Below are 24521 nucleotides of genomic sequence, written 5' to 3' on the forward strand. Positions count from 1 at the left end.
CCCCGCCAAGTCTTATCGGCGATATATGAGGCCGCTTCCCCTGCGAAATTGATTAAAAGCGGGTGGTGCGGCGGGAAAGATTGCGGGGATGGTTAGGGTGGGCTTTCGCGGTTTGATTGGATTTTATGGATTGGGGCGCGCGACGGCAATCTTGGTGGGCGTGGAGAGTGTTCACCCCCTCTGTCGCTGTCGCGACAGAGGGGTATCAGGCCCAGCCAGGTCAAACGCTACCAACCACAGCGCACATGCCGGCCCTCACAAACTCAAAATATACCGGCTCAACCTTTCCGCGGCATCCGCGACCTGCACCGGATCGCGCAGGAAGCAGGCGCGCATGAACAGCTCGCCGCCCAAACCGAAGGCCGTTCCGGGTGCCAGGCCGACGCCGGTCTTGTCGACGATGTCGATGGCGGCCTTGCGGCTGTCGGTGACGCCGTCGATCCTGAGGAAGGAATAGAGCGCGCCATCCGGCTTCAGCGTCTGCACGCGATTGGTGGCGATTAGCGCGTCGCAGAGGATGTCGCGCGAGCGAGTGGCCTTTTCGATATTGGAGCGAACGAAATCATCGCCCTCGTTCAGCGCTGCAACCGCGCCTCTCTGCATGAACTGCGCGACGCCGGAAGTCGAATATTGCACGAGGTTTTCGATCACCTGCCCGAGCTCAGCGGGTGCAACGATCCAGCCGACACGCCAGCCGGTCATCGACCAGTTCTTCGAGAAAGAATTGACGAAGAGAATCTTGTCGTCGGTTTCCTTGACATCCAGGAAGCTCGGCGCGCGGCCGCCCGTATAGTAATAGAGCGCGTAGATTTCATCAGCCATGATCCAGAGATCGTGCTTGCGCGCCAAGGCGAGGATATCGCGAAGATCCTGGTGGGTCGCCGTCCAGCCTGTCGGGTTGGACGGAGTATTGATGAACAGGCCCTTGGTCTTCGGCGTAATCGCCGCTTCCAGCCGGTCGAGATCGAGCGACCATTTGCCGTGTTCAAACTGTAAGGGTACGGCGACGGAACGGGCGCCTGCGATCTCGAGCGCGGCAGCAATGTTCGGCCAGGCGGGAGAGAGATAGACCATCTCGTCGCCGGGAGCGGTGATCGCCTGCACGGACAGCTGGATCGCCTGCATGCCGGAGCCGACGACATAGAAATTCTCCATCGGCAGCGAGGTACCGAAATGCCGGCCATAATAATCGGCGAGCGCCTGACGCAGCTCCGGAATACCGCGCTGCCAGGTGTAAAAGGTTTCGCCGGCATTGAGCGAAGCCATGGCGGCGCGGTTGATGAAATCCGGCGTCGGCAGATCGCCTTCACCAACCCAGAGCGGCAACAGGCCCTCGCGGCCGCGGGCATAGTTGACAACTTCGACGATCCCGCTTTCGGGTGCTGCGAGCGCGCGTGGGCTGAGGCTATCTAGTATCGACATGCAAAGTCTCCGGTTTCTGCCTTCATAAAGCAGAGCGGCGGACAAATCCCATGACTTTGCCTTAGTGATCGATCGATTTTGGTGATGAATAAAGCCCCGGTCCTTGAGGGGGACCGGGGCTTTGACAGAGGTTGAAGCAAGCTATCAGCGCTTGGCGAGAAGATCACGGATTTCGGTGAGCAACTGAACATCGGCCGGCGGCGGTGCGGCCTCGGCAACCTTCTCTTCCTTGCGCTCAAGCTGGGCACGTAGCGTGTTCACGCCCTTGACCATGAGGAAGATGATCCAGGCGAGGATCAGGAAGTTGATGAGGACGGTGATGAAGTTGCCGTAGGCGAAAACCGCCCCCTGGGCACGTGCAGCTGCCAGCGTCGGCGCGTTGACCGCCGAGGAAAGGCCGATGAAGTAGTTCGAAAAATCGAAGCCGCCGAAAATCGCGCCGACGATCGGCATGATAATATCGTCAACCAGCGATTTCACGATGCCGCCGAAAGCGCCGCCGATGATCACGCCGACCGCGAGATCCATGACATTGCCGCGGGCGATAAATGCCTTGAATTCATTTAGCATTGAGCAGTCCCCTTCGCGTTGCCGTTGAATTCACTGTTGATAATTAGCACCATCTTTTTCCTTATTTTTCAACAGCAAATTGACCGTAAGCCTTGTCCAGGCATGCATATCCCATGATAATTTCGTCACATCAGCAACTTTAGGGTGCGTATATTCGGCAGCTTGTTCGTCAGTTGCGAGCAACCAAGCCGAGGCCGCTGGATGTACATCAGGGATCTCGGGTGAGTCGTTCGGCATAGTCGGCCGCGCTTCAGGCGCCGACCGCACTCTCCCGCATCACCTTCGCGACGAGCTTGCGAACGTAGTCAGGATCGGGCGCCTGGTCGAAGAGAATGCGATAGATGATCGGCGAGATGACGTGATCCATCAGTTCCACCAAAGTCGGAAAGGGCTCGCCACATGCCTCTGCCCGCGCGACGAAGACGCTCAGTTGATAGCGCGTATAGGTGCCGCATTTCTCGGCGTTTGCGCTGTCGGGCACCGCGAGAACATCGCGCAGCATTTGCCGTCCGACTCCCGAGGCCATTTCATCGGCATATTGCTCGACCCAGGCCTCCAGATCCTCGCGGGCACTGCCGATCCTGGCGGGCTCGCCTTCCGGCCGCAGGCGCGATGCGGCAACGTCGGCCAAAAGCGCCTGAAGATCGCCCCAGCGGCGGTAGATCGTCGACGGCGTGACATTGGCGCGTTGCGCGATCAGGGGGATCGTCACTTCGGCGCGATCCATCGTCGCCAGCATGTCGCGGACGGATTGATGCACGGCCGCTTGTACTCTGGCACTGCGCCCGCCGGGGCGGGGATTTTCTCGATAGCCCATAAGCCCTTGCCAATTTTCCCTTTTTGCGGATCGTGAGTGACGAAAGGTATCCACTAACGCAAATTATTTGCTTTTATACGATGGGCACCCTATATGCGCCTAACGCAATCTTTTAGCTTTAGGTAGGATATAGTCGATGACCCCGCTCGATTCCACCGCCAGCGCTCCGATTTCACCAGCCAGGCGACTGGCGCCGTTCTATTATGCCGCAACCAGCGCTCTCTTTTTGGCCGCCTCATCCGTACCGACGCCTCTCTACCGCCTTTATCAGCAGGCCTTTGCCTTCTCACCGGTGCTGCTTACGGTGATCTTCGCCGTCTACGCCTTCTCCCTTCTCGCCGCGCTGCTCATCGTCGGCTCGATTTCCGACCATCTCGGCCGTCGGCCGGTGATCTTCGCGTCGATCCTCCTCAATATGGTGGCGATAGCCCTGTTTTTAATGGCCAGCGGTTCGGATTGGCTGATTGCCGCCCGCATCGTGCAGGGCTTCGCGACGGGCACTGCCGTCAGTTCCGTCGGTGCCGCCCTTGTGGATCTCGATCCGATCAGGGGATCGATCACCAACAGCCTGGCCCCGCTTGTGGGCATGGCGATCGGCGCGATCGGCACAAGTCTGCTGATCCAGTTCGCGCCGGCCCCGACCGCGCTCGTCTATATCATCATGCTTGCCCTGCTGACGCTGCAAGCCGCGCTGCTATGGCTGATTCCGGAGACAACAAGCCGACGGGCCGGCGTGCTCGCCTCGCTGAAGCCGTAAGTCGCCGTTCCCCAGCAGGCACGGCGGACGCTGCTGGCGCTGACGCCGATCAATATCGCCGTCTGGGCGCTCGCCGGCTTCTATCTGTCGCTGGTACCCTCGCTGGTCACTGCGACCACCGGCAGCACGGCGCCGCTGATCGGCGGCTCCGTGGTCGCAGCGTTGACGATCAGCGGCGCGGCAGCCGTCTTCCTGCTACGCAAGAAATCCGCCGTCGTAATCATTAAGTTCGGCATACCAGCCATGAGCCTCGGCATACTGACCATCATCGCCGGCATGCATGTGGCTGAAGTGTCGATCCTCGCTCTGGGAACTGTGATTGCCGGTTCGGGCTTCGGGGCAGCTTTCCTCGGCACGGTCAGGAGCATCATGCCGCTGGCAAAGCCCGACGAGCGCGCCGGGCTACTCTCTGCCTTCTACATCCAGAGCTACCTCGCCTTCAGCATCCCCGCCATCCTCGCCGGCTTCCTGTCAAAAGCGCTCGGCTTTGCCGAGGCCGCCGACATCTACGCGGCGGCGATCCTTCTACTCATCGGCTGGGGTGTCATTGCACTGAGGGCAGCGCAGGAGAAGCCATTAAGCCATGCGTAAACGTAATCTTACGCACCTCCTTAATCTGACGCTGAACCAATCAAGAAAAAAGGCCGCTCTTGACAGAAGCGGCCCATGATTTGCCGTCAGCAGTAGCTCGCCAGCTCAGGCCGCCTTCTTAGCACCATAAGGATCGAAGCGGCCGTAGAAGGTTTCGCCCTTCGCGGCCATGTCCTTCAGCAGCACTGTCGGCTGGAAATGCGGGCCGTAGGTAGCGGCCAGCTTTTCGCAGAGGTCCACGAAGGTCTTCACGCCCATGCCGTCGATGTAGGACAGCGCACCGCCGGTATAAGGCGCGAAGCCGAAGCCGAGGATGGAGCCGACATCGGCCTCGCGTGGATCGGTGACGATGCCTTCTTCGATGGTGCGTGCAGCTTCCAGCGCAATCGTGACGAGGAAGCGCTGCTTCAGCACGTTGACATCGATCTCATCGGCCTTCTTCTGCGGATAGAGATCCTTCAGGCCCGGCCACAGCGACTTCTTTGCCGGCTTCGGCGGGTAATCGTAGAAACCCTTGGAGTTCTTCCGGCCCAAACGACCTTCGCCTTCGACCAGACCGCTGATCAGCTGCATGTGACGCGGGTCGACCGCCTTCTCGCCGAGATCGGCGACCGTCGCCTTCAGGATCTTGTAGGAGAGGTCGATGGCGACCTCGTCGTTGAGCGCCAGCGGCCCGACCGGCATGCCGGCCATCTTGGCGGCGTTTTCGATCATGGCAGCAGGCACGCCTTCAATCAGCATGTCATAGGCTTCGTGGATATAGCGGAAGACGCAGCGATTGACGAAGAAGCCGCGCGTGTCGTTAACGACGATCGGCGTCTTCTTGATGGCGGCGACGTAGTCCAGCGCGACGGCCAGCGCATGATCGCCGGTTTCCTTGCCGAGAATGACTTCAGTCAGCATCATCTTCTCGACCGGCGAGAAGAAGTGGACGCCGATGAAATCGGCTGGCCGCTTGGAATTCTTCGCAAGGCCCGTGATCGGCAGCGTCGAGGTGTTGGATGCAAAGACGGCGCCGGCCGGCAGCACGGCTTCGACAGCCTCGATGACGGCCTTCTTGACTTCGCGATCCTCGAACACGGCTTCGATGACGAGATCCACATCCTTGAGATCCGAATAATCGGCCGACGGCGTGATACGCGAGAGGAGAGCAGCACCTTCGTCCTGCGTCAGCCTTCCCTTACCGATCGAATCCTTGACCAGCCCCTCGCCGACGCCCTTGCCCTTGGTTGCGGCTTCGATATCGCGGTCGATGAGCGTGACCGGAATGCCGGCTGCTGCGGTGACATAGGCGATGGACGCACCCATGAAGCCGGCACCGACGACGCCGACCTTCTTGAGTTCGGTCTTCGGCTGGCCGGCCGGGCGGCGGGCGCCCTTGCCGAGTTCCTGCATGGAGATGAACAGCGAGCGGATCATCGAATAGGCTTCGGTGGTCTGCAGCACATGCGTGAAATAGCGCTGCTCGATCTTCAGGCCGGTATCGAAGGGAACCTGCAGGCCTTCATAGACGCATTTGAGAATGGCGAGGGCCGCCGGATAATTGCCCGATGTTTCGCGGCGCAGGATGGCCGGTGCCGCCGGCCAGAGTTGGGCTGCGGCAGGCGTCCAGATGCCGCCGCCCGGCGCCTTGAAGCCCTTTTCATCCCACGGGGCGATAGGCTTCAAACCGTCCTTGATCATCTGCTTGGCGGCCGGGATCAGCTGATCCGGCTCGACCACCTGATGCACGAGGTTCATTGCCTTGGCGCGCGCCGCCGTCAGCGACTGGCCCGTCGTCATCATCTGCAGGGCGGATTGCGCATCCGTCAGGCGCGCGATGCGCTGCGTGCCGCCGGCGCCGGGGAAAATGCCGACCTTGACCTCGGGCAGCGCGATCTTGACGCTCTTGGCGTTGGAGGCGACGCGACCGTGGCAGGCGAGCGACAGCTCGAAAGCGCCGCCCATGCACGTGCCGTTGATCGCCGAGACCCAGGGCTTGCCGCAGGTTTCGAGCTTGCGGAAGAGGCCGGTCATGCGCCCGACGAGATCGAAGAGCTTCTTCGCGGCCGCGGCCGGGTCCTTCGCCTTCTCCTCCTGATAGAAGGAAAACATCGACTTGATCATCGAAAGATCGGCGCCGCCGGAAAAGGAAGACTTGCCAGAGGTGAAGACCACACCCTTGACGGCCGCATCGGCGACGGTGGCATCGATGATGGCGTTCAGCTCTTCCAGGATCTCGGCGGTGAAGACGTTCATGGACTTGCCGGGCATGTCCCAGGTGACGAGCGCGATGCCGTCTGCGTCGGTTTCGACGGTGAAATTCGTGTAAGCCATTGTTTTCCCCCCTCAGACGCGTTCGATGATCGTGGCCGTGCCCATACCGGCACCGATGCAAAGCGTGACCAGCGCGGTGTTGAGGTCGCGGCGTTCGAGCTCGTCGAGCACGGTGCCGAGGATCATCGCGCCGGTCGCGCCGAGCGGGTGGCCCATGGCAATCGCGCCGCCATTGACGTTGATCTTGTCATGCGGAATGTCGAAAGCCTGCATGTAGCGCAGCACGACGGCGGCAAAAGCTTCGTTCAGTTCGACGAGGTCGATGTCGGCGAGCGTCAGGCCGCTGCGCTTCAGGAGCTTTTCGGTGACATCGACCGGGCCGGTCAGCATCAGCGCCGGATCGGAGCCGATATTGGCGAAGGCCTTGATGCGGCCACGCGGCTTCAGCCCCATGCTTTCACCGCCCGCCTTGGAGCCGAGCAGCACGGCAGCGGCGCCATCGACGATGCCGGAGGAATTGCCGGCGTGATGGACGTAATTGATGCGCTCGACTTCCGGATGTGCCTGAATGCCGACGGCCTCGAAGCCGCCCATTTCGCCCGGGAGCTGGAAGGACGGATTGAGCGAAGCGAGCGCCTGCATATCGGTGCCGGGACGCATATGCTCGTCGCGGTCGAGAATGGTCAGGCCGTTGATATCCTTCACCGGAATGACCGAATTCTTGAAATAGCCCTTTTCCCAGGCATTGGCGGCGCGCTTCTGGCTCTCGACGGCATAAGCGTCGACGTCATCGCGCGAGAAGCCGTATTTGGTGGCGATGAGATCGGCCGATACGCCCTGCGGCATGAAATAGGCCGGGAAATTGACCGAGGGGTCCATGAACCACGCGCCGCCTGACATGCCCAAGCCGACTCGCGACATGCTTTCAACGCCGCCGGCGATGACGATGTCATCAGCCCCTTGCGCGATCTTGGCCGCGCCGAAATTCACGGCATCGAGACCGGAGGCGCAGAAACGGGAGATCTGCATGCCGGGCGCCTTCGTGGAATAGCCGGCCTCGAAGGCGGCGCCCCTCGGGATGACGGCGCCGGCTTCCATGACCGGATCGACGCAGCCCATAATGATGTCGTCAACCGTTGCGGTATCGAGACCGTTGCGATCGCGGATCGCCTCGAGCGTCTTGGCGGCGAGGCGCACGGACGGCACTTCATGCAGCGCCCCATCCTTCTTGCCGCGCCCGCGCGGCGTGCGCACGTGGTCGTAAATAAAAACCTCGGTCATGTCTCATCTCCCTGCAGCGGCAAGCCGCCCTTCAATTCAGTATATAGCGATCAACGTCGCGAATTCCCCCTTCTCCCCTCGGGGAGAAGGTGCCCGAAAGGACGGATGAGGGGGATCAAGGGCAGCCTCACGGTGCAACGCCCCTTCATCCTGCGCTTCGCGCGTCCTTCTCCCCTCGGGGAGAAGGAAAAACTCAAAAGGCTTCCGCCGCCAGTTCCATCATCGTATCGGCGCCGGTTTCGATGCGGGCCTTGCGCAGCGCCGTTTCCGGCATGATGCGCTCCATATAGAACCGCGCCGTGACAAGCTTGTTCTTCAGATAATCCTCGCGCGCGCTGTCGCCAGCCGCAAGACCTGCCTGCGCCGCCTTGGCCATCTTCGCCCACATATAGCCGAGGACGACAAGGCCGAAGAGGTGCATGTAGTCGGTCGAGCCGGCGCCGGCATTGTCGGGCTTCGCCATGGCGTTCTGCATGAACCACATGGTCGCGGTCTGCACGTCGTTCAAGCCCTTCTTCAGATGCTTGGTGAAGAAGGCCATCTGTTCGTCGTTGCGGTTTTCCTCGCAAAAATCGCCGATTTCCTTAAAGAGTGACATAACGGCGCGGCCGCCGTTCAGCGCCAGCTTGCGGCCGACGAGATCGAGCGCCTGGATGCCGTTCGCACCCTCGTAAATCATGGTGATGCGGGCATCGCGAACATACTGGCTCATGCCATGCTCTTCGATGTAGCCATGGCCGCCGAAGACCTGCTGCGCCATAACGGCATGCTCGAAGCCCTTGTCGGTCAGGACGCCCTTCAGGATCGGCGTTGCGAGACCAAGGATATCGTCGGCTGCCTGACGGTCCTTCTCATCCGGGGAGCGATGGGCGATATCGGACTTCAGCGCCGTCCAGAGCAGGAAGGCGCGACCGGCTTCGTTGAAGGCACGGATCGTCATCAGAGAGCGGCGGATATCCGGATGGACGATGATGGGGTCAGCCTTCTTGTCCGGTGCCTTCGGGCCGGAGAGCGAACGGCCCTGGATGCGCTCGCGGGCATAGTTGGCGGCATTCTGATAGGCGATTTCGGCAATCGAGAGACCCTGCAGGCCGACGCCGAGGCGCGCCTCGTTCATCATGACGAACATGGCGTTGAGGCCGCGATTTTCGGCACCAATCAGGAAGCCCGTGGCCTCGTCATAGTTCATGACGCAGGTGGCGTTGCCGTGAATGCCCATCTTGTGTTCGATCGCGCCGCAGGAAACCGGGTTGCGTGCGCCGAGCGAACCGTCCTCCTTGACGAGGAATTTTGGCACGATGAACAACGAGATGCCCTTGGTTCCCTCAGGCGCGCCTTCGATGCGGGCAAGGACGAGATGGACGATATTATCCGTCATGTCGTGCTCGCCTGCCGAGATAAAGATCTTCTGGCCTGAGATCTTGTAGCTGCCATCCGGCTGGGGCACCGCCTTGGTGCGCAAGAGGCCGAGATCGGTGCCGCAATGCGGTTCGGTGAGGTTCATGGTGCCGGACCAGCTGCCCTCGACTAATTTCGGCAAGTAAGTCTGCTTCTGCGCATCAGAGCCATGGACGAGGATCGCGGCGATCGCGCCCTGCGTCAGGCCCGGATACATCATCAGCGACATGTTGGCGGCCGAGGTATATTCGCCGACGGCGCAGTGCAGCACGTATGGAAGCCCCTGCCCGCCGAATTCCTCCGGCACGGCGAGACCCAGCCATCCCCCTTCGCGATAGGCGCGATAGGCTTCCTTGAAGCCCTTCGGCGTCGAGACCGTGCCATCGTTATGGCGTACGCAGCCTTCCTGATCGCCGGAATAGTTGAGCGGGAAAAGCACCTCTTCCGACAGCTTGGCCGCTTCGCCGACGATCGCCTCGATCATGTCAGGGGTGGCATCGGCATAACCTGGAAGATTGTTGTAGCGCTCCAGCCCGAGCACATCGTTCAGGACGAAGAGCGTATCGTTCACCGGGGCCTTGTAGACTGGCATTTCTCGAATTCCTCCAATTCGCCGCCGGACCTTGAGATTCCGGCCACTGTCATACCCTTACAAAATATTGACGTTTGCGTAAACGTCAAATTCGCGCCTCACGTTGAAATTTTGGTGAAGCCCGTGAGGGAGACCATCCCGCCTATTGCCGATACGCCCCCTCCACCTCAGCAACCGGGAACTGCTTGCGTGCAAGAATATCAGGCCGCGGGACAGCAGAACCAAAATAAAAGGTTAAGACTTCCCGCAAACTTAACGAGTTGTTTACCACGTTTCGTAAATTGTACGAGTTGAGCAGCAGTGCTTCGCGTTTCTTCAACTTATGCTTGGAAAGCGCGCTGTCGTTGCCGCTCTGTTTGAGGAAAGCCAATACATTTATCCCTTTCCGAACGACGGATGCAGACAGCGTGGCGATATAGCAATGTCTTCTTCCGTCAGCATGACGGCCCGGGGTGGTCCATAGTTCAAGGCGAGCAAAGATATGAGCGGATCGCGATCAAATCCTACCGGTACGGGCGACTGGACGTCGCTGGATGCTCTGAGCCGCACGATCGAGGGGCTGGAGGCACGCATCGAAGGGCTGATGGGAACCGCCGCCGCGCGCGATACGCGCCAGCGCGTCGCTGCCGGCTATGCGCCTGTTCCCGAACGAGCCGCACCGGAGCGGATGCCGCCCCGCCCCGAACGCGAACAATATGCCAGCCGCGCTTACGAGCGCCCGCTGCGCAGCGAACGTCACGAAAGCGATCTTCGCTCCGATCCGCTCGCCGAAATCCGTCAGCGTCAGCGCACGCTGGAAGCAAACCGCGAACGACTGCAACCGCGGCGTGAGGAAATCGCGCACGCAGAACCGCAGCCGGCCCGGCGTCCGCTCGACAGCTATCCGCAGCGCCAGCCGATGCGGGCCGCTGCCGCCGAAGCTCCAGTCGACATCGCACAGGCGCTCGTCAACCTTCGCCAGGATCTGAAACGCGACATCTCCGAGAGCGTGACCCGCGAAGTTACCGCCCTGCGCGCCGAAATCCGCGATATCCGTGAGAACGCCGAAGACAAGCATTTCGTCGCCGATGTCCGCCAGGACATGGCCAGGCTCGCCGACAGCATCAACCAGCTCGCCGGTCAGCCCGAAACTGCCGGCCTGAAAGCCGAATTCGACGAGCTGCGCTCGCTGATGGACGGTCTCGCCCGCGAAGAGTCGCTCCACCATGTCGAGCGCCAGGTGAAGGCGATCGACACGTCGGGCCTGCAGGACGAGCTCATCTCGCTGGCCTATCGCCTCGATGACATCAAGCAGCATCTCGGCGGCATGAACGACAGTCCCGCCGTGCATGCGCTGGAAAACAAGCTTTTGACGATCGCAACCGCGATGGAGAGCCTCGGCTCGTTGATGCAGCCGCAGGACCAGGCCATGCAGCGGCTGGAAGGACGCCTCAGCGGCCTTGCCGATCAGATCGATCTGATGAGCCGCGATGCGGGCCGGCGTCAGCCTGCCGACGACCTTTCCGGCCGTCTCGAAGCGCTTGCCATGCGCATCGATGAACTCGGCAGCGCCAAGGCCGTCGCCCGCCTCGAGGAGCGGCTGGAACAGCTTTCGCATCTGATGGAACGTTCGCAGAAGGCCGCACCGCAACCGGAGCTCGTCACCTATCTCGCCGACATCTCCCACAAGATCGATGCGCTGGAACATGGGTCTGTCGGCAATGCGCTGGCCGACCGGCTGGATTATCTCGCTCGCCGCATCGACGAGATCGATTTCCATCCGTCCGCGCCGGCAGCAAGCCTCGACGACAGCATGGCGCGTCGCCTCGAGGGCCGCCTCTCCGATATCGCAGCCCGGCTGGAAGCGAGCACCGCCGCACCGCCGACGGATACGCAGGCGCTGCGCAATCTTGAAGAGCAGATCGCCCATCTCTCGACATTGCTGACCGCTGAACCGCGGGCCGTTGCCGATCATCTGCCTCCGGATTTCGATCGCCGCATGAGCGCGATTGAGGACTATATGGCGACCAACGACGAATATATCATCGAAGCGGCCCGCCATGCGGCGGAAACCGTCGTCGAAGCTTATTCGCGCGAAGGCGGAATGGGTCATGGTGCGCAGGCAGCCGATATGGCGGCATTGACGGCACTTGCCGAAGACCTTCGTCATCTTGAGGACCTCAGCCGCGCCAGCGACGAGCGCACGCACCGCACCTTCGAGGCCCTGCACGATACGCTGCTGCAGATCGCCGACCGTCTCGATCATATGGAACAGCGCAAGCCGGCGCCCGCCATGCCGGCCGCGACATTCGAAAGCGACGTCTTTGCCGAAGAGGATGCTCCGGCGCTGAAGCCGCCGATGGCCGCGCAGCAGAAGGCAGGCCCGATCATCCGCACGATGGCGCCTGCCGAAGCCTCGGTTTCCGCCGAAGTCGCGGTCGCACAGGCGATCGACGCCAATACGAAGGCTGAAATCAAGGCGGCAGCCAAGAAGAGCGGCAAGACCAGCCTGTTTGCCAGCCTCGGCAAGCGCTTCTTCATGCCGGAAAAGGCCGAACCGATCTTTCCGCCGGACCGTCCGGTCATCGAGCAGGCGCCGTCGATCGATCCCGCCGACGTGATGCCCGGCGAAGAGGCCAACGAACTGCTGGAGCCGGGCTCCGGCGCCCCTGACATCAAGAAGATCCTTGAGCGTGTGCGCGCCAGCCAGAACACGTCGCGCAGCGGAACCGCCCGCCAGCCGAGCGAGAACGAAAGGGCCGATTATATCGCGGCCGCCCGCCGCGCCGCGCAGGCCGCGGCCATGGAAGTCGACCAGACGCAACGCTCGGCTCCTGCTTCCAAGAAAGACGCCAAGAAGGGCGGTGCGTTCTCGCGCTTCCGCCGGCCGATTCTGCTTGCACTGGGCGCAGTCATGCTCGCCATCATGGCCTATCCGCTGGCAAACACGCTGACGCGCGGCCAGAAGGCGCCGGCACCGGCCCAGGTATCGACGATGGTCGCACCTGCGGACAGCGCCGCGACCAATACCGTCGCCGCCAATGCGAACCCGGCCGCCAGCAATCAGCAGACTGCTGCAAACCAGGCCGCCGTACCCTCGGTTTCCACGACTGAGACGGCGGAAGTTCAGCCTGCACCCGCGGCCACCGATCCCGCCGCCGCGCCAGCAAATGATCACCTGACGGCCGCGACGCCGCTCGACGGCAACCAAACGGCAAGCGAAGCCCTTACCCCCGCCGGCAGTGCACCCGCGCAACAGGCCGCCGCCTTCGTTCAGACGGACAATACCAATGCCGCCGCTCCCGCTGCCGCGCCGGAGATTGCAGTGCCCGACGGCATCCAGCCGCCATCGCTCGTCGCTGCCGCTAAATCGGCCGATCCGGTGGCGCTCTTCGAAATCGGCGCACGCTATACGGATGGTCGCGGCGTTGCTGCCGATATGAAGCAGGCTGCAGCCTGGTATCAGCTTTCGGCCGACAAGGGTTATGCCCCGGCCCAGTATCGCCTCGCCAGCATGTATGAGAAGGGCAACAGCGTCGATCGCGACCTCGTCAAGGCCAAGCAGCTTTACGAACAAGCCGCCAATCAGGGCAATGCCAGCGCCATGCACAATCTCGCGGTTCTCTACGCCTCGGGCACAGTAGGACCGCAGGATTATGATAGCGCGGCGAACTGGTTTATCCGCGCCGCCGATCTCGGAGTCTCCGACAGCCAGTTCAACCTCGCAATCCTTTATGCACGCGGCAACGGCGTGAAACAGGACCTGCAGGAATCCTACAAGTGGTTCGCGATCGCCGCCAAGAGCGGCGACAAGGACGCCGCCCAGAAGCGCGACGAAGTCGCCAATGCCATGAAGCCGGCCGATCTCGAAAGCGCCCGTGCCAAGGTCGACCTTTGGAAAGTGCAGTCGGCCGATCCGAAGGCCAACGGCACCGACATCCCCGACGAATGGACCACCGGCAAGGGCGTGAACACGGCCTCGATCGACATGAAGAAGGCGATCCGCAACATTCAGGCCATCCTCAACAAGAATGGCTTCGATGCCGGTGCGCCCGACGGCACCATGGGCGACAAGACGGTGGCCGCCCTGAAGAACTTCCAGAAATCCGTCGGCTTGCCGGCGGATGGACGGGTTACCGATCAAGTAGTCAAGGAGCTTCTCGCCCGCAACAAGTAGCTCCGGGCTTTCGTGCGAAAGCGATCAATCAAAATGCCGGCGTCAGCACGCCGGCATTTTGTTTAGATAGCTCAAAGCTGCCGTATCCCCTGCCGGCACCCACCATTCCGCTATACAGCGTCACAGAAAAGTGGAAAAAGCCGAGTTAGGGTGAATGCGGCAATTCGAAAACTGGGGCAGTTCGGCCTTTCCTAAGGCTCTGGCAATGATTTCAGATTAGAATCCGCCGTTTAAGGGGAAATGGGCTTCGGTCACCTCGCCGAAAAGCCTGCAAATGGGAACAAGGCGTGACGATCTATCTGCCGATCGCAGAATTGTCGGTGAATATTTTCATTATTCTCGGCATGGGAGCAGCCGTAGGGTTTCTCTCCGGCATGTTCGGCGTCGGCGGCGGCTTTCTCATCACGCCTCTTCTGATTTTCTACAATATCCCGCCGGTCGTTGCCGTCGCGACCGGCTCCAATCAGGTCGTCGCCTCCTCGGTTTCGGGAGCGCTCAGCCATTTTCGCCGCGGCTCGCTCGATCTGAAACTGGGTTCGATCCTGCTTGCCGGTGGCTTGGGGGGGGCGACCTTCGGTCTCTGGCTATTCGTGCTGTTGCGCAGGCTCGGCCAGATCGATCTGATCATTTCCCTGATCTACGTGATTCTCCTCGGCACGGTCGGCTCGCTGATGCTGTTGGAAAGTGTGCAGGCCATGCGCCGCGCCGCCGGCAAGCTCCCTCCGGCAACCGGCAAGCCGCGCCATCATAACTGGGTGCAGCGGCTGCCCCTGAAACTGCGGTTCAAGAAATCCAAGCTCTATCTCAGCGCCATTCCGGTGATCGGCCTCGGCTTCTTCGTCGGCATGCTGACGCCGATGGGTATCGGCGGCGGCTTCATCCTCGTGCCCGCCATGATCTATCTGCTGCGCGTGCCCACCAACGTCGTTGTCGGCACCTCGCTGTTCCAGGTCATTTTCGTGACGGCCTTCACGACAATCGTCCAGGCCGCCACAAACTATTCCGTCGATATCATCCTGGCCTTCCTGCTGATGGTGGCGGGCGTCATCGGCGCGCAATATGGCGTTCGCGTCGGCCAGAAGCTGCGCGGCGAGCAATTGCGCGCGCTCCTCGGCCTCCTCGTCCTGGCCGTCGGTCTTCGCCTCGTCATTACGCTCGTGGTGACGCCGGCGGACGTTTACTCCGTCGTCATGGAAGGAGTGAGCCGATGAGAGGATTCGGACTGCTCCTTGCTGCCGCATTGCTGCTCGCTCCGCTCACCACACAGGCGCAGGTGCTGCTCGATCAGCCGACGACCTCGACCACGGCGCGGGAGACGATGGAGATCGGCACATCGACAAGCGAGATCGCCATTACCTCGGATTTCACCGGCGCCGATCTGACGATCTTCGGCGCCCTTTCCAACACCGATCAACTGCTTCTGGCCATCGGCCAATACGATATCGTCGTCGTGCTGGAAGGTCCGCGCGAGAATGCGACGGTCCGCCGAAAGGAACGGGTGTTCGGCATCTGGGTCAACACCCGCTCGATGACGTTCGAGCATGTGCCGGAAGCCTATTCGCTGTCGAGCACGCGCGCGGTCGACAATATCACCACGCCGCTCGAACTCAGCGACCGCGGTATCGGCGTCGACCATATTCCGCTAACGCCGGTCGGCTTCGTCGGCAATGTCGGCGATGTTCCAGAATTCCGCAATGCCTTCCGGCGCCTGCAAAAGACAGGTGGGCTCTATGAAAGCGATCCCGCCGGCGTTCGCTTCGTCAGCTCCTCGCTCTTCAAGGCAACACTCAGGGTACCCGCCGATGTGCCGAACGGTGTGCATATGGTGCGTGCCTATCTCTTCAAGAGCGGCAAGTTCCTGAGCGAAAAATCGCTGCCGCTGCGCGTCATCAAGACGGGGATAGAGCAGACGATCACGGATGCCGCGCATCAACGGCCGATCACCTATGGCATTTTTTCGGTGCTGCTGGCCCTCGTCACCGGCTGGAGCGCAAGCTTCATCTTCCGGAAGAACTGATCAGCCGCCTTTCCGACGACTGGCGACCTCGATATACGCTTCGGTCAACCGGTCGAGCACCGAGGGCGTGCCCGGGGGCAGCACCTTGCCGAGATGCTTGGCGCGCAGCTCGTCCATGAAATCATCCCAGAGCTTTGGGCCGCCATCCTCCAGGAGCTCGGCCCGGATCGACAGCTCCTCGGAAACCGGCAGATGCTTGCGGCCCCAGGCGCCCATATGGGCAAAAATGGGCACGAGGTCGATCGACATCTCCGTCAGGCTGTAGACGGCCTTCTGCTTGTGAGTGGGATCGCTTTTTCGAGTCAGCAGACCATGTTCCACCAGCCGCTTCAGCCGATCGGCGAGGATATTGGAAGCAATCCCCTCCTGCGACTTCTGCAGCAACTCGCGAAAATGCCGGCGATTGCCGAACATGATGTCCCTGATGACGATCAGGCTCCAGCGATCACCGAGGATTTCCAGCGTCAGATTGATCGGGCAGCCGGAACGATGCACTGCGTCCATAAGCGCCTCCAAAAACCGCTTGCATTTTGCTATCGGCACAATTAGTTTGCAACTACTTTCTTTTAGCAACTAGTTTTGATTATGGTACGGTTATCACAATGGAGGAAGTGATGAGGAAGCTCGTTATCTGGAATCTCATGACGCTCGACGGCTATTTCGAGGGAACCAAGCCGTGGGACCTTGATTTTCATATGCTCGCCTGGGGCGATGAGCTGGAACATTATGCGACCGAGCTCGGCAAGGAAGGCGATCTGCTGATCTTCGGCCGCAAGACCTATGAAGGCATGGCCGCCTATTGGCCGACCGCGACGGAAGCGCCCGACATCGCCGCCTACATGAACGGCATCGCCAAGATTGCCGCTTCGCGAACGCTCGATAAAGCAGACTGGCACAATACCCGCGTCGTTAGTGACATCGTCGCCGAGGTGAAGAAGCTGAAGGAAGAAGCGGGCAAGACCATGTTTGTTTTCGGCAGTGCCGAAGTGACCGATGCATTGCTCAAGGCGGGGCTGGTGGATGAGCTGAGAATCTGCCTCGTTCCGGTCGTCCTCGGTGCCGGCAATCCGCATTTTAAACCGGCGGCCGACCAACGCCCGATGAAGCTCATCGGCTCCACGCCCCTCAAAACTGGGGCTGTCATCCTGCGTTATGAACCGGCGAACGCGGTCTAGTCCGAGAGATTGCCGAACCGCACGGAGTAAATGCGGTCGCGGCCGAGCAGGTGCGCAATCAGGTTCTCCCGCTCGAAGAGGCCTGCCATCGCCTTGTGGCGAAGATCGAGGCCACCTGTCATCACGCCGAAGGCCGGCATCAGCAGACGGGCGCCATCCGTGGCAAAGCACGGGCGGCGCACCGATTTCTCCCGACGCCGAACGGTGGCCGAGGGATGCAGATGGCCGGCGATCTCGCCGGCCTGCAACCCGGCCTTTGGCTCATGGCGGAAGGTGAGCCCGCCATAATGCATCTCGTCGACGGAATGGCCGGGCAAATCGACGGTGCCATCCGGATCATGATTGCCGTTGATCCAGATCCATTCGCGGCCGCGCGCCATATTGACGATCAGGCTGCGAAACGCTTCCGGCAGATGCTGTGAACCGACCCGATCGTGGAAATTATCACCAAGCGACACCACGAGTTTCGGATCGTAGCGTGCGATGACGGCGGAAAGAACGGTCAGCGTCGCCAGCGTATCGTAAGGCGGCAGCAGCATGCCGCGACGGGCAAAGGCCGCTCCCTTTTCGAGATGCAGATCGGAAACGACGAGAATACCAGCGTCCGGCAGATAGAGCGCACCCATGGGATCGCAGACGGCGGCGACACCTTGAACAACGGTCTCGACGCCCGCAGCACGCACCCGCTCGCCGCCGTCTTGGCCGTTCAAGTCCCGCGCCAGCGCCAGCCGGTTGATCACGTCAGTCCATCCTCATTCGTCTGTTCTCACGGCGCGCGTCCAAATACGGCACCATGCCGTCCATCCGGCTCGACATCATACTTTATTCCATTGCCTCGCGGATCAGGTCGTCAGCCGCTTCCGCAAGCAAAGAATCGTGAGCCTCGCCCGGCACCGGCACCTTGCCGATCTCCAGCATCACCGGCACGGCGAGCGGGGAAATATGATCCAGCCCGCGATGGGTGATGTGGCCCTTGATTCGCTTCAGCATATCCGCAAGACGGCCAATATCCAAAAGCCCGGTCGCAGCATCCTGCCTCGTCGCCTGCAGCAGGATATGATCAGGCTCATGGCTGCGCAGCACATCATAGATCAGATCGGCCGAGACGGTCACTTGCCGACCGGTCTTTTCCTTGCCCGGATGCCGGCGCTCGATCAAGCCGGCAATCACGGCGCAATTGCGGAAGGTGCGCTTCAAAAGAAAGGATTCATCGAGCCACGCCTCGAGATCGTCGCCGAGCATATCCTCGTCGAAGAGATCGGAGAGGCTGAGGCGTCCATTGGCGATCATCAGCCCCATATCCTCCAGCCCCCAGATGCCGAGAGAATAATCGGTTGCGACGAAGCCCATGGGCTTGGCGCCGACGCGCTCCAGCCTTCGGGTCAGCAGCATGCCGAGCGTCTGGTGCGCCAGCCTTCCCTCGAAAGGATAGGCGACCAAGTAGGCGCGGCTGCCGCGCGGGAAGGTCTCGATCAGAAACTCGTCGCGCTTCGGCAGCAGCGATTTCTCGTTCTGAATTTCCAGCCAGTCGCGCACCTGATCCGGCAGACGGTGGCGCCGGTCTGGATCGGCAATCATCGCCCGCACCTGATCGGCGAGGTATGTGGAAAGCGGAAACTTGCCGCCGGCATAGGAGGGAATTTTCGGATCCAGCGAGAAGGCCTGCGACGCGAGGCATTCGCTTTCGCGGATGCCCTCGAAGCGCAGAACCTTGCCGGAAAACAGGAAAGTATCGCCGGGCGAGAGCTGCTCGACGAAATATTCCTCGACCTTGCCGAGCGGAGCGCCGCCTCTTCCAAGCGAGCCTAGCGCGTTGCGTTTCACCAAGCGGATATTCAGCATCGCCTCTTCGACGATCGTGCCGAGGTTCAGGCGATATTGCTGGGCGACCTGCGGATTGGAGACGCGCCAGCGCCCATCCGACATCTTGCGAATGCGGGCATAGCGCTCATAGGTTCGGAGCGCATAGCCGCCGGTGGCGACGAAATCGACGATGCGCTCGAAGGTCTCCCAGGAAAGCTCGGCATAGGGCGCCGCGCTCTGCACCTCGTCGTAAAGCTCGAGCATATCGAAGGGTTCGGCGCAGGCCATGCCGAGCACATGCTGGGCGAGAACGTCGAGCGCTCCTGCGCCGATGGGCGGCGTGTCCTGAGCGCCCATATAGTTGGCATCAAGTGCTCCCTGACATTCCATGACCTCGAAGCGGTTGGCCGGCACCAAGATCGCCTTCGAAGGCTCGTCCATGCGGTGATTGGCACGGCCGATACGCTGGGCAAGGCGGCTTGCGCCCTTGGGCGCGCCGACATGGATGACGAGATCGACATCGCCCCAGTCGATACCGAGATCGAGTGTCGACGTGGCGACGACGGCGCGCAGGCGGTTTTCCGCCATGGCCGCTTCCACCTTACGGCGCTGGCCGACATCGAGCGAGCCGTGATGCAGCGCGATCGGCAGATTGTCGTCATTGGCCGACCACAGCTCCTGAAACAGCATTTCGGCCTGCGAGCGCGTGTTGACGAAGAGCAGCGTCGTGCGATGCGCCTTCAACTCGCGATAGATATCGGGGATCGCATATTTGGCGGAGTGGCCGGACCAGGGAATGCGCTCTTCCGTCGCCAGGATCGAGATATCGGGCTTGGCGCCACCCTCGACAATAACGAGGCCGGCGTGGCGCTCTTCCCCCGGCTCTTGCGCTACCAGCCATTTCTGCAGATCCATGGGATCGGCGACCGTCGCCGAAAGGCCGATGGTCTGCACGCGCGGCGCCAGTTTGCGGATGCGGGCAAGGCCGAGCGACAGCATATGACCGCGCTTGGATGTGACGAGCGAATGCAGCTCGTCGAAGACGATGTATTTTAGATCCTTGAAGAAGCGCTCGGCTTCGCGATTGGCGAGCAGCAGCGCCACTTGCTCCGGCGTCGTCAGCAAGATATCCGGTGGATTGAGCTTCTGCCGCTGGCGCTTGCCAGCAGGCGTATCCCCCGTGCGGTTCTCAACCGTGACAGGCAGGCCCATTTCCGAGACTGGCTTCATCAGGTTGCGTTCGATATCGACTGCGAGCGCTTTCAGCGGCGAAATGTAGAGTGTGTGGATGCCGGTAAAGGCCGAGCCGGGCGGAATCTTGCCGCGCCGGGTGATATCCGTCAGCGACGGCAGGAAGCCGGCAAGGGTCTTGCCGGCGCCGGTGGGCGCAATCAGCAGCGTGCTTTCACCCGCTTCGGCACGGGCCAGCAACTCCAGCTGATGCGCACGCGGCTGCCAGCCCTTTTCCGCAAACCAGCGGGTGAAGGGGGCGGGCAAGGCAAGGAGGCGGTCGGCGTCGATCTGGTCCACGGGCTGAATGTAGTTGAAATGTGGAGGATAGGAAGCGGGGAGCTGGAGAAGAGCAAGGATGGGCCGCACGTTCTTTCACCAAGGCCGCTTGGGCCCATTGGCTTCCACACGCACCGTCATCCTCGGGCTTGACCCGAGGATCCAGGCACAAGCGCTTCCGATTGGTATCGAAGCATTCAACGAGCTGCGATGAATTTCTGCCTTTGTCGGCCAAAGCCGATGCCTGCGAGACTTGGGCGTGGATCCTCGGGTCAAGCCCGAGGATGACGGAACCTACTTGCTGTCAGCATTCATAAGCCAGCATTTTCGTACTCATCCGCGAAACAGCAACGCTATCCGCATTCCCTACTTGACTCCCATCATAATCATAGATAAAAACTATCCATGATTTGAGAGGCACGAAAATGAAGCTCGGAGACGGCGTTGAACAATCCATCCATTGCGTTGGCATGCTGGCTGGCCTGTCCGATGGCGGCGTGCTCTCGGCGGCTGCCCTTGCCGAATTTCACGGCGTTTCGGTCAGCTACCTTCTGAAGCATCTGCAGGCACTTTCGGGTGCCGGCATTCTCGATACCGTGCCGGGGCCGAAGGGTGGCTATCGGCTGGCGCGCAAGCCGGAGGAGATCACCCTTCTCGATATCGTGCTGGCGGCGGAAGGCCCCGCACCAGCCTTCCGCTGCGCGGAAATCCGCCAGCGCGGCCCTAACCCGCTGGAAGGGCGCTACTTCGCCAAGCCCTGCGGCATCAATGCCGCCATGCTGGCGGCCGAGCGCGTCTATCGGGCCGAACTGGCAAAGACAACGATCGCCGACGTGCTGACCGATCTAAAGCAAACGGACACGGACGGTGGCATAGCCGCCAGAGGCTGCGCCTTTCTCGAGCTGCATGAACGCAAGTCCAAGAACTGAATTTCAATTTAAAACCCAAGGAGAAGACCCATGCATCCGCGTTTCAACTTCGCCAAAGCCTCCCCCGACTCCTATAAGGCTGTCGTCGCGCTGGAAAACTTCGTGCAAACCAGCGGCCTCGAACGGCGCTTCATCCATCTGATCAAGCTCCGTGCCTCGCAGATCAATGGCTGCGCCTATTGCGTCGACATGCACTCGAAGGAAGCCCGGCACGATGGCTTGAGCGAGCAGTGGATCAACCTGATGTGCGTCTGGTGGGAGTCGCCCGTCTATGACGACCGCGAGCGTGCTCTGCTCCGCTGGGTCGATTCCGTCACCAAGATCGCCCAGACCGGCATTCCGGATACCGATTTCGAGCCGCTGAAACAGCATTTCAGCGAAGAAGAGATCGTCAAGATCACCGTCGCGATCGGCACGATCAACATCTGGAATCGCCTCGCCGTCGGCTTCCGCTCGCAGCATCCGGTCGATGCGGCGAATAAGGCTGCTTGAGCCTGGCTTCTCTGAGCATGTTATGGCCAGAGCCCTCCCCTGAGCGGCGTCATCCTCGGGCTTGACCCGAGGATCCAGGCACAGGGATGTCGGCTCGGCAAAACGCCGCCGGCGAGTACCGGCGAGAGCGTATCCCTTGATGCGCTACACAGCAAAACCCTCTCATAGGGTCGGTAGGCTTGGGCGTGGATCCTCGGGTCAAGCCCCAGGATGACGGACTGTGGGGTTAGCAGCGGGGGCCCAAGAAAGTCTGGGCGACAGCGGCTACTTGATAACCTCAAAACGAAAAACGCGGGGCCAAAACCCCGCGTCATTCACTTGTTCTATCGAGCTCGGCGAACCGAAGCTGAGAAGTCTTAGGCAGCAACCGAGCCGAAGCCAGCCGTCGGAACTTCCGAGATCGTCTTCAGGACCTGCGAAGCGATCTGGTAGGGGTCGCCTTGCGAGTTCGGACGACGATCTTCGAGGTAGCCCTTGTAGTCGTTCTTGATGAAGGAGTGCGGAACGCGGATCGAGGCGCCGCGGTCGGCAACGCCGTAGGAGAACTTGTTCCACGGTGCCGTCTCATGCTTGCCGGTCAGACGCATGTGGTTGTCCGGGCCGTAGACAGCGATGTGGGCTTCGAGGTTCTTGTCGAACTGAGCCATCAGCGCTTCGAAATAGGCCTTGCCGCCGACTTCGCGCATGAACTTGGTCGAGAAGTTGCAGTGCATGCCCGAACCGTTCCAGTCTGTATCGCCGAGCGGCTTGCAGTGGAACTCGATGTCGATGCCGTACTTTTCGCACAGACGCAGCAGCAGGTAGCGTGCCATCCAGATCTGGTCGGCTGCCTTCTTGGAGCCCTTGCCGAAAATCTGGAATTCCCACTGGCCCTTGGCCACTTCAGCGTTGATGCCTTCGTGGTTGATGCCGGCTTCAAGGCAAAGGTCGAGGTGCTCTTCAACGATTTCGCGAGCGACATCGCCGACGTTCTTGTAGCCAACGCCGGTGTAGTACGGACCCTGGGGAGCCGGGTAGCCGGATTCCGGGAAGCCGAGCGGACGGCCGTCCTTGTAGAAGAAGTATTCCTGCTCGAAGCCGAACCATGCGTCTTCATCGTCAAGGATGGTCGCGCGGCTGTTGGACTCATGCGGCGTAACGCCATCAGGCATCATGACTTCGCACATGACGAGAGCGCCGTTGGTACGGGCCGGGTCCGGATAGATAGCGACGGGCTTCAGCACGCAATCAGAGCTGCGACCTTCGGCCTGCATCGTCGACGAACCATCGAAGCCCCAAAGCGGCAGCTGCTCGAGCGTCGGAAATGCGTCGAATTCCTTGATCTGCGTTTTACCGCGCAGGTTCGGTACCGGGGTGTACCCGTCGAGCCAGATGTACTCGAGCTTATATTTCGTCATTACGCACCTCATAACAGTTAATCAGGCGAAGTAGGAAAACTTGCCCGGCGCGCCCGCCGGAAAATTCCTCACTACGAACGGCTGCCAAGAGAGATGCATGTGCCGTGCCAGATCGCATCGACACCCGGCCTATCAGGCGAGATTTTTATGATTGAGGCGTATTCGGGCAAGATTTTTCAAGCCAAACATCGGATTCTTTTCAAATCACCGCCGTGGTTCCATTCGAGCTGCCAAAATGTCGCAGGCTCGGCCAGCCCCTCAAACGGCTTGGAAAATCGGCAGATCAAAGAAACGGCATTCACCGCCCCATCTTCCAATTGCCTATAATTTCATCATTTAGCATTTTTTTTAAGCGGAATGGTGATATTTGGCTTCGGCTTTGCTATATATGAGCTGTCTCTTGAAGCGCGCCCGCTTGAACACCAAAAAGGGAGAGACAACGAATGGCAATTGGTACTCGGCACGAAACCGCAAAGATCTATCAGTTTCCCGTCACGGCACGCCCCACGGCGCTCAGCCAGCGTCCGAAGGTGAACCTCACTCCGGATATCGGCCCGTCTATTGCGACGGCCGCATTCGACAGCTGGTATCACGAAGCCGCGATCGTCGAATCCGACGAGACCCGCAAGCAATAGGCTTCAGCTTTACAGCGCTATATAGCGATCCGAGCGATGATTGATCGCGACGAAGAGGTTGAGCGCGATTGCGCCGATCACCGAGCAGATGACCACAAAGGGCGTGGTCACCGCAAAAGCGACTGCGAGCACGCATAGGTCGATCGCAAGCTGCACCAGCCCTGCCCTGATGCCGAAACGTTCCTGCAGATAAATCCCCAGAATGCCGACGCCGCCGAGGCTTGCCCGATGGCGATAGAGCGCGAGCAGCCCGAAGCCGAGCAGAATGCCGCCGAGCACCGCCGACCAGAGCGCGTTGATATGCGCGATATCGAAAAGCAGCGGCTGCAGGTTGGTCAGCAGCGAGGTCAGCGCGATGGCGATGAAGGTCTTGATGGTGAAGACCGGGCCGAGCTGCTTCAGAGACAGATAGAAGAACGGCAGGTTGACCACAAAGAAGGCCAGGCCGAAATTCACGCCGATCGCGTAATGCAGCAGGAAAGCGATGCCGGCGGTGCTGCCGGTCAGAAGGCCGGCGCTTGAAAGGCAAAATAACCCGAGCGAGGAAATCAGGCTGCCGGAGACGATGCCTTGAATATCCTCGATCCACGAATGCCGGGTCGCGGACGTATTCCAGATACCAAATGCGCTCTTTGCGTTTGCCATGTGATTTCCCCTGGGTTTCAGGGCTTTTTGCTGAAATCTCATGCGACAATCAAGCGAAAATACGTAAGCAATACTGACC

At 60.8% G+C, this 24521-nt stretch carries 20 protein-coding genes and 1 pseudogene; 8 read left to right on the plus strand and 13 right to left on the minus strand.

Features of this window, described 5'->3' with window-relative positions; translation table 11 throughout:
* Positions 1–255 precede the first annotated feature (255 nt).
* The 4 genes from PH558_RS09555 to PH558_RS09570 form a co-directional block, all read right to left on the minus strand.
* Entirely contained in the window at positions 256–1422 is a 1167-nt protein-coding gene (locus PH558_RS09555; RefSeq protein WP_285203865.1) for a pyridoxal phosphate-dependent aminotransferase, read from the minus strand.
* 144 nt (positions 1423–1566) lie between these two features.
* The gene (mscL, locus tag PH558_RS09560; RefSeq protein ID WP_069611273.1) at positions 1567–1992 is read right to left on the minus strand and encodes a large conductance mechanosensitive channel protein MscL; all 426 of its coding nucleotides are present in this window, start codon (positions 1990–1992) and stop codon (positions 1567–1569) included.
* 30 nt (positions 1993–2022) lie between these two features.
* Positions 2023–2229 (minus strand): hypothetical protein, encoded by a 207-nt coding sequence (locus tag PH558_RS09565; protein WP_162751368.1) that lies wholly within the window; start codon positions 2227–2229, stop codon positions 2023–2025.
* Positions 2230–2242: 13 nt separating this feature from the next.
* Entirely contained in the window at positions 2243–2809 is a 567-nt protein-coding gene (locus PH558_RS09570; RefSeq protein ID WP_113406714.1) for a TetR/AcrR family transcriptional regulator, read from the minus strand.
* A 136-nt stretch (positions 2810–2945) separates the two neighbouring features.
* On the opposite strand from PH558_RS09570, the pseudogene PH558_RS09575 reads away from it, so the two are divergent.
* Positions 2946–4157: pseudogene (locus PH558_RS09575) on the plus strand (MFS transporter).
* A gap of 105 nt (positions 4158–4262) precedes the next feature.
* Here the strand turns inward: PH558_RS09575 and PH558_RS09580 are convergent.
* The 4 genes from PH558_RS09580 to PH558_RS09595 all read right to left on the minus strand — a co-directional run bounded on the left by PH558_RS09580 (position 4263) and on the right by PH558_RS09595 (position 10054).
* Positions 4263–6473 (minus strand): 3-hydroxyacyl-CoA dehydrogenase NAD-binding domain-containing protein, encoded by a 2211-nt coding sequence (locus PH558_RS09580; RefSeq protein WP_285203868.1) that lies wholly within the window; start codon positions 6471–6473, stop codon positions 4263–4265.
* Positions 6474–6485: 12 nt separating this feature from the next.
* Positions 6486–7694: an acetyl-CoA C-acetyltransferase gene (locus PH558_RS09585; RefSeq protein ID WP_285203870.1), complete on the minus strand. Its 1209-nt coding sequence runs from the start codon at positions 7692–7694 to the stop codon at positions 6486–6488.
* A 193-nt stretch (positions 7695–7887) separates the two neighbouring features.
* Positions 7888–9684, minus strand: coding sequence for an acyl-CoA dehydrogenase C-terminal domain-containing protein (locus PH558_RS09590; protein WP_285203871.1), 1797 nt, complete (start codon positions 9682–9684; stop codon positions 7888–7890).
* 142 nt (positions 9685–9826) lie between these two features.
* Complete coding sequence (locus PH558_RS09595; RefSeq protein ID WP_285203872.1) at positions 9827–10054, minus strand: hypothetical protein; 228 nt, start codon at positions 10052–10054, stop codon at positions 9827–9829.
* A gap of 111 nt (positions 10055–10165) precedes the next feature.
* On the opposite strand from PH558_RS09595, the gene PH558_RS09600 reads away from it, so the two are divergent.
* The 3 genes from PH558_RS09600 to PH558_RS09610 all read left to right on the plus strand — a co-directional run bounded on the left by PH558_RS09600 (position 10166) and on the right by PH558_RS09610 (position 15857).
* Complete coding sequence (locus PH558_RS09600; protein ID WP_285203873.1) at positions 10166–13840, plus strand: peptidoglycan-binding protein; 3675 nt, start codon at positions 10166–10168, stop codon at positions 13838–13840.
* A gap of 287 nt (positions 13841–14127) precedes the next feature.
* Positions 14128–15051 carry a sulfite exporter TauE/SafE family protein gene (locus PH558_RS09605; RefSeq protein ID WP_285203876.1) on the plus strand — a complete coding sequence of 308 codons (924 nt, stop codon included), beginning with the start codon at positions 14128–14130 and terminating at the stop codon, positions 15049–15051.
* Positions 15048–15857: a TIGR02186 family protein gene (locus PH558_RS09610; RefSeq protein ID WP_285203879.1), complete on the plus strand. Its 810-nt coding sequence runs from the start codon at positions 15048–15050 to the stop codon at positions 15855–15857. Before PH558_RS09605 ends, PH558_RS09610 begins: the two co-directional genes overlap by 4 nt.
* On the opposite strand, the gene PH558_RS09615 is transcribed toward PH558_RS09610, so the two are convergent.
* Complete coding sequence (locus tag PH558_RS09615) at positions 15858–16361, minus strand: winged helix-turn-helix transcriptional regulator (RefSeq protein WP_285203880.1); 504 nt, start codon at positions 16359–16361, stop codon at positions 15858–15860.
* Between the two features lie 110 nt (positions 16362–16471).
* Here PH558_RS09615 and PH558_RS09620 point away from each other — a divergent pair, with 110 nt between their 5' ends.
* Positions 16472–17032 (plus strand): dihydrofolate reductase family protein, encoded by a 561-nt coding sequence (locus tag PH558_RS09620; protein ID WP_095433904.1) that lies wholly within the window; start codon positions 16472–16474, stop codon positions 17030–17032.
* Here PH558_RS09620 and pdeM read toward each other — a convergent pair.
* Both pdeM and PH558_RS09630 read right to left on the minus strand, forming a co-directional pair.
* Positions 17029–17772: a ligase-associated DNA damage response endonuclease PdeM gene (pdeM, locus tag PH558_RS09625; protein WP_285203881.1), complete on the minus strand. Its 744-nt coding sequence runs from the start codon at positions 17770–17772 to the stop codon at positions 17029–17031. The genes PH558_RS09620 and pdeM overlap by 4 nt on opposite strands.
* 82 nt (positions 17773–17854) lie before the next feature.
* Positions 17855–20365 carry a ligase-associated DNA damage response DEXH box helicase gene (locus tag PH558_RS09630; RefSeq protein WP_285204415.1) on the minus strand — a complete coding sequence of 837 codons (2511 nt, stop codon included), beginning with the start codon at positions 20363–20365 and terminating at the stop codon, positions 17855–17857.
* 404 nt (positions 20366–20769) lie between these two features.
* On the opposite strand from PH558_RS09630, the gene PH558_RS09635 reads away from it, so the two are divergent.
* Positions 20770–21273 (plus strand): RrF2 family transcriptional regulator, encoded by a 504-nt coding sequence (locus tag PH558_RS09635; RefSeq protein ID WP_095433902.1) that lies wholly within the window; start codon positions 20770–20772, stop codon positions 21271–21273.
* Positions 21274–21303: 30 nt separating this feature from the next.
* Positions 21304–21765, plus strand: coding sequence for a carboxymuconolactone decarboxylase family protein (locus PH558_RS09640; protein ID WP_095433901.1), 462 nt, complete (start codon positions 21304–21306; stop codon positions 21763–21765).
* A 356-nt stretch (positions 21766–22121) separates the two neighbouring features.
* Here PH558_RS09640 and PH558_RS09645 read toward each other — a convergent pair whose 3' ends face one another.
* The gene (locus PH558_RS09645) at positions 22122–23162 is read right to left on the minus strand and encodes a glutamine synthetase beta-grasp domain-containing protein (RefSeq protein ID WP_095433900.1); all 1041 of its coding nucleotides are present in this window, start codon (positions 23160–23162) and stop codon (positions 22122–22124) included.
* A 443-nt stretch (positions 23163–23605) separates the two neighbouring features.
* Here PH558_RS09645 and PH558_RS09650 point away from each other — a divergent pair, with 443 nt between their 5' ends.
* Positions 23606–23797, plus strand: a complete 192-nt coding sequence (locus PH558_RS09650) for a DUF2735 domain-containing protein (protein ID WP_015338743.1) — start codon at positions 23606–23608, stop codon at positions 23795–23797.
* Between the two features lie 9 nt (positions 23798–23806).
* On the opposite strand, the gene PH558_RS09655 is transcribed toward PH558_RS09650, so the two are convergent.
* Positions 23807–24442, minus strand: coding sequence for a YitT family protein (locus PH558_RS09655; RefSeq protein WP_095433898.1), 636 nt, complete (start codon positions 24440–24442; stop codon positions 23807–23809).
* Positions 24443–24521 lie beyond the last annotated feature (79 nt).

The organism is Rhizobium pantanalense, assembly GCF_030182525.1.
Lineage (GTDB): Bacteria > Pseudomonadota > Alphaproteobacteria > Rhizobiales > Rhizobiaceae > Rhizobium.

Excerpts from the sequence above, each read along its gene's own strand:
- PH558_RS09580 (WP_285203868.1), bottom strand. The coding sequence starts at position 6,473 with ATGGCTTACACGAATTTCACCGTCGAAACCGACGCAGACGGCATCGCG.
- PH558_RS09655 (WP_095433898.1), bottom strand. The coding sequence starts at position 24,442 with ATGGCAAACGCAAAGAGCGCATTTGGTATCTGGAATACGTCCGCGACC.
- PH558_RS09610 (WP_285203879.1), top strand. The coding sequence starts at position 15,048 with ATGAGAGGATTCGGACTGCTCCTTGCTGCCGCATTGCTGCTCGCTCCG.
- PH558_RS09590 (WP_285203871.1), bottom strand. The coding sequence starts at position 9,684 with ATGCCAGTCTACAAGGCCCCGGTGAACGATACGCTCTTCGTCCTGAAC.
- PH558_RS09650 (WP_015338743.1), top strand. The coding sequence starts at position 23,606 with ATGGCAATTGGTACTCGGCACGAAACCGCAAAGATCTATCAGTTTCCC.
- PH558_RS09565 (WP_162751368.1), bottom strand. The coding sequence starts at position 2,229 with ATGCCGAACGACTCACCCGAGATCCCTGATGTACATCCAGCGGCCTCG.
- mscL (WP_069611273.1), bottom strand. The coding sequence starts at position 1,992 with ATGCTAAATGAATTCAAGGCATTTATCGCCCGCGGCAATGTCATGGAT.
- PH558_RS09555 (WP_285203865.1), bottom strand. The coding sequence starts at position 1,422 with ATGTCGATACTAGATAGCCTCAGCCCACGCGCGCTCGCAGCACCCGAA.
- PH558_RS09645 (WP_095433900.1), bottom strand. The coding sequence starts at position 23,162 with ATGACGAAATATAAGCTCGAGTACATCTGGCTCGACGGGTACACCCCG.
- PH558_RS09585 (WP_285203870.1), bottom strand. The coding sequence starts at position 7,694 with ATGACCGAGGTTTTTATTTACGACCACGTGCGCACGCCGCGCGGGCGC.
- PH558_RS09600 (WP_285203873.1), top strand. The coding sequence starts at position 10,166 with ATGAGCGGATCGCGATCAAATCCTACCGGTACGGGCGACTGGACGTCG.
- PH558_RS09570 (WP_113406714.1), bottom strand. The coding sequence starts at position 2,809 with ATGGGCTATCGAGAAAATCCCCGCCCCGGCGGGCGCAGTGCCAGAGTA.
- PH558_RS09620 (WP_095433904.1), top strand. The coding sequence starts at position 16,472 with ATGAGGAAGCTCGTTATCTGGAATCTCATGACGCTCGACGGCTATTTC.
- PH558_RS09635 (WP_095433902.1), top strand. The coding sequence starts at position 20,770 with ATGAAGCTCGGAGACGGCGTTGAACAATCCATCCATTGCGTTGGCATG.
- PH558_RS09640 (WP_095433901.1), top strand. The coding sequence starts at position 21,304 with ATGCATCCGCGTTTCAACTTCGCCAAAGCCTCCCCCGACTCCTATAAG.
- PH558_RS09615 (WP_285203880.1), bottom strand. The coding sequence starts at position 16,361 with ATGGACGCAGTGCATCGTTCCGGCTGCCCGATCAATCTGACGCTGGAA.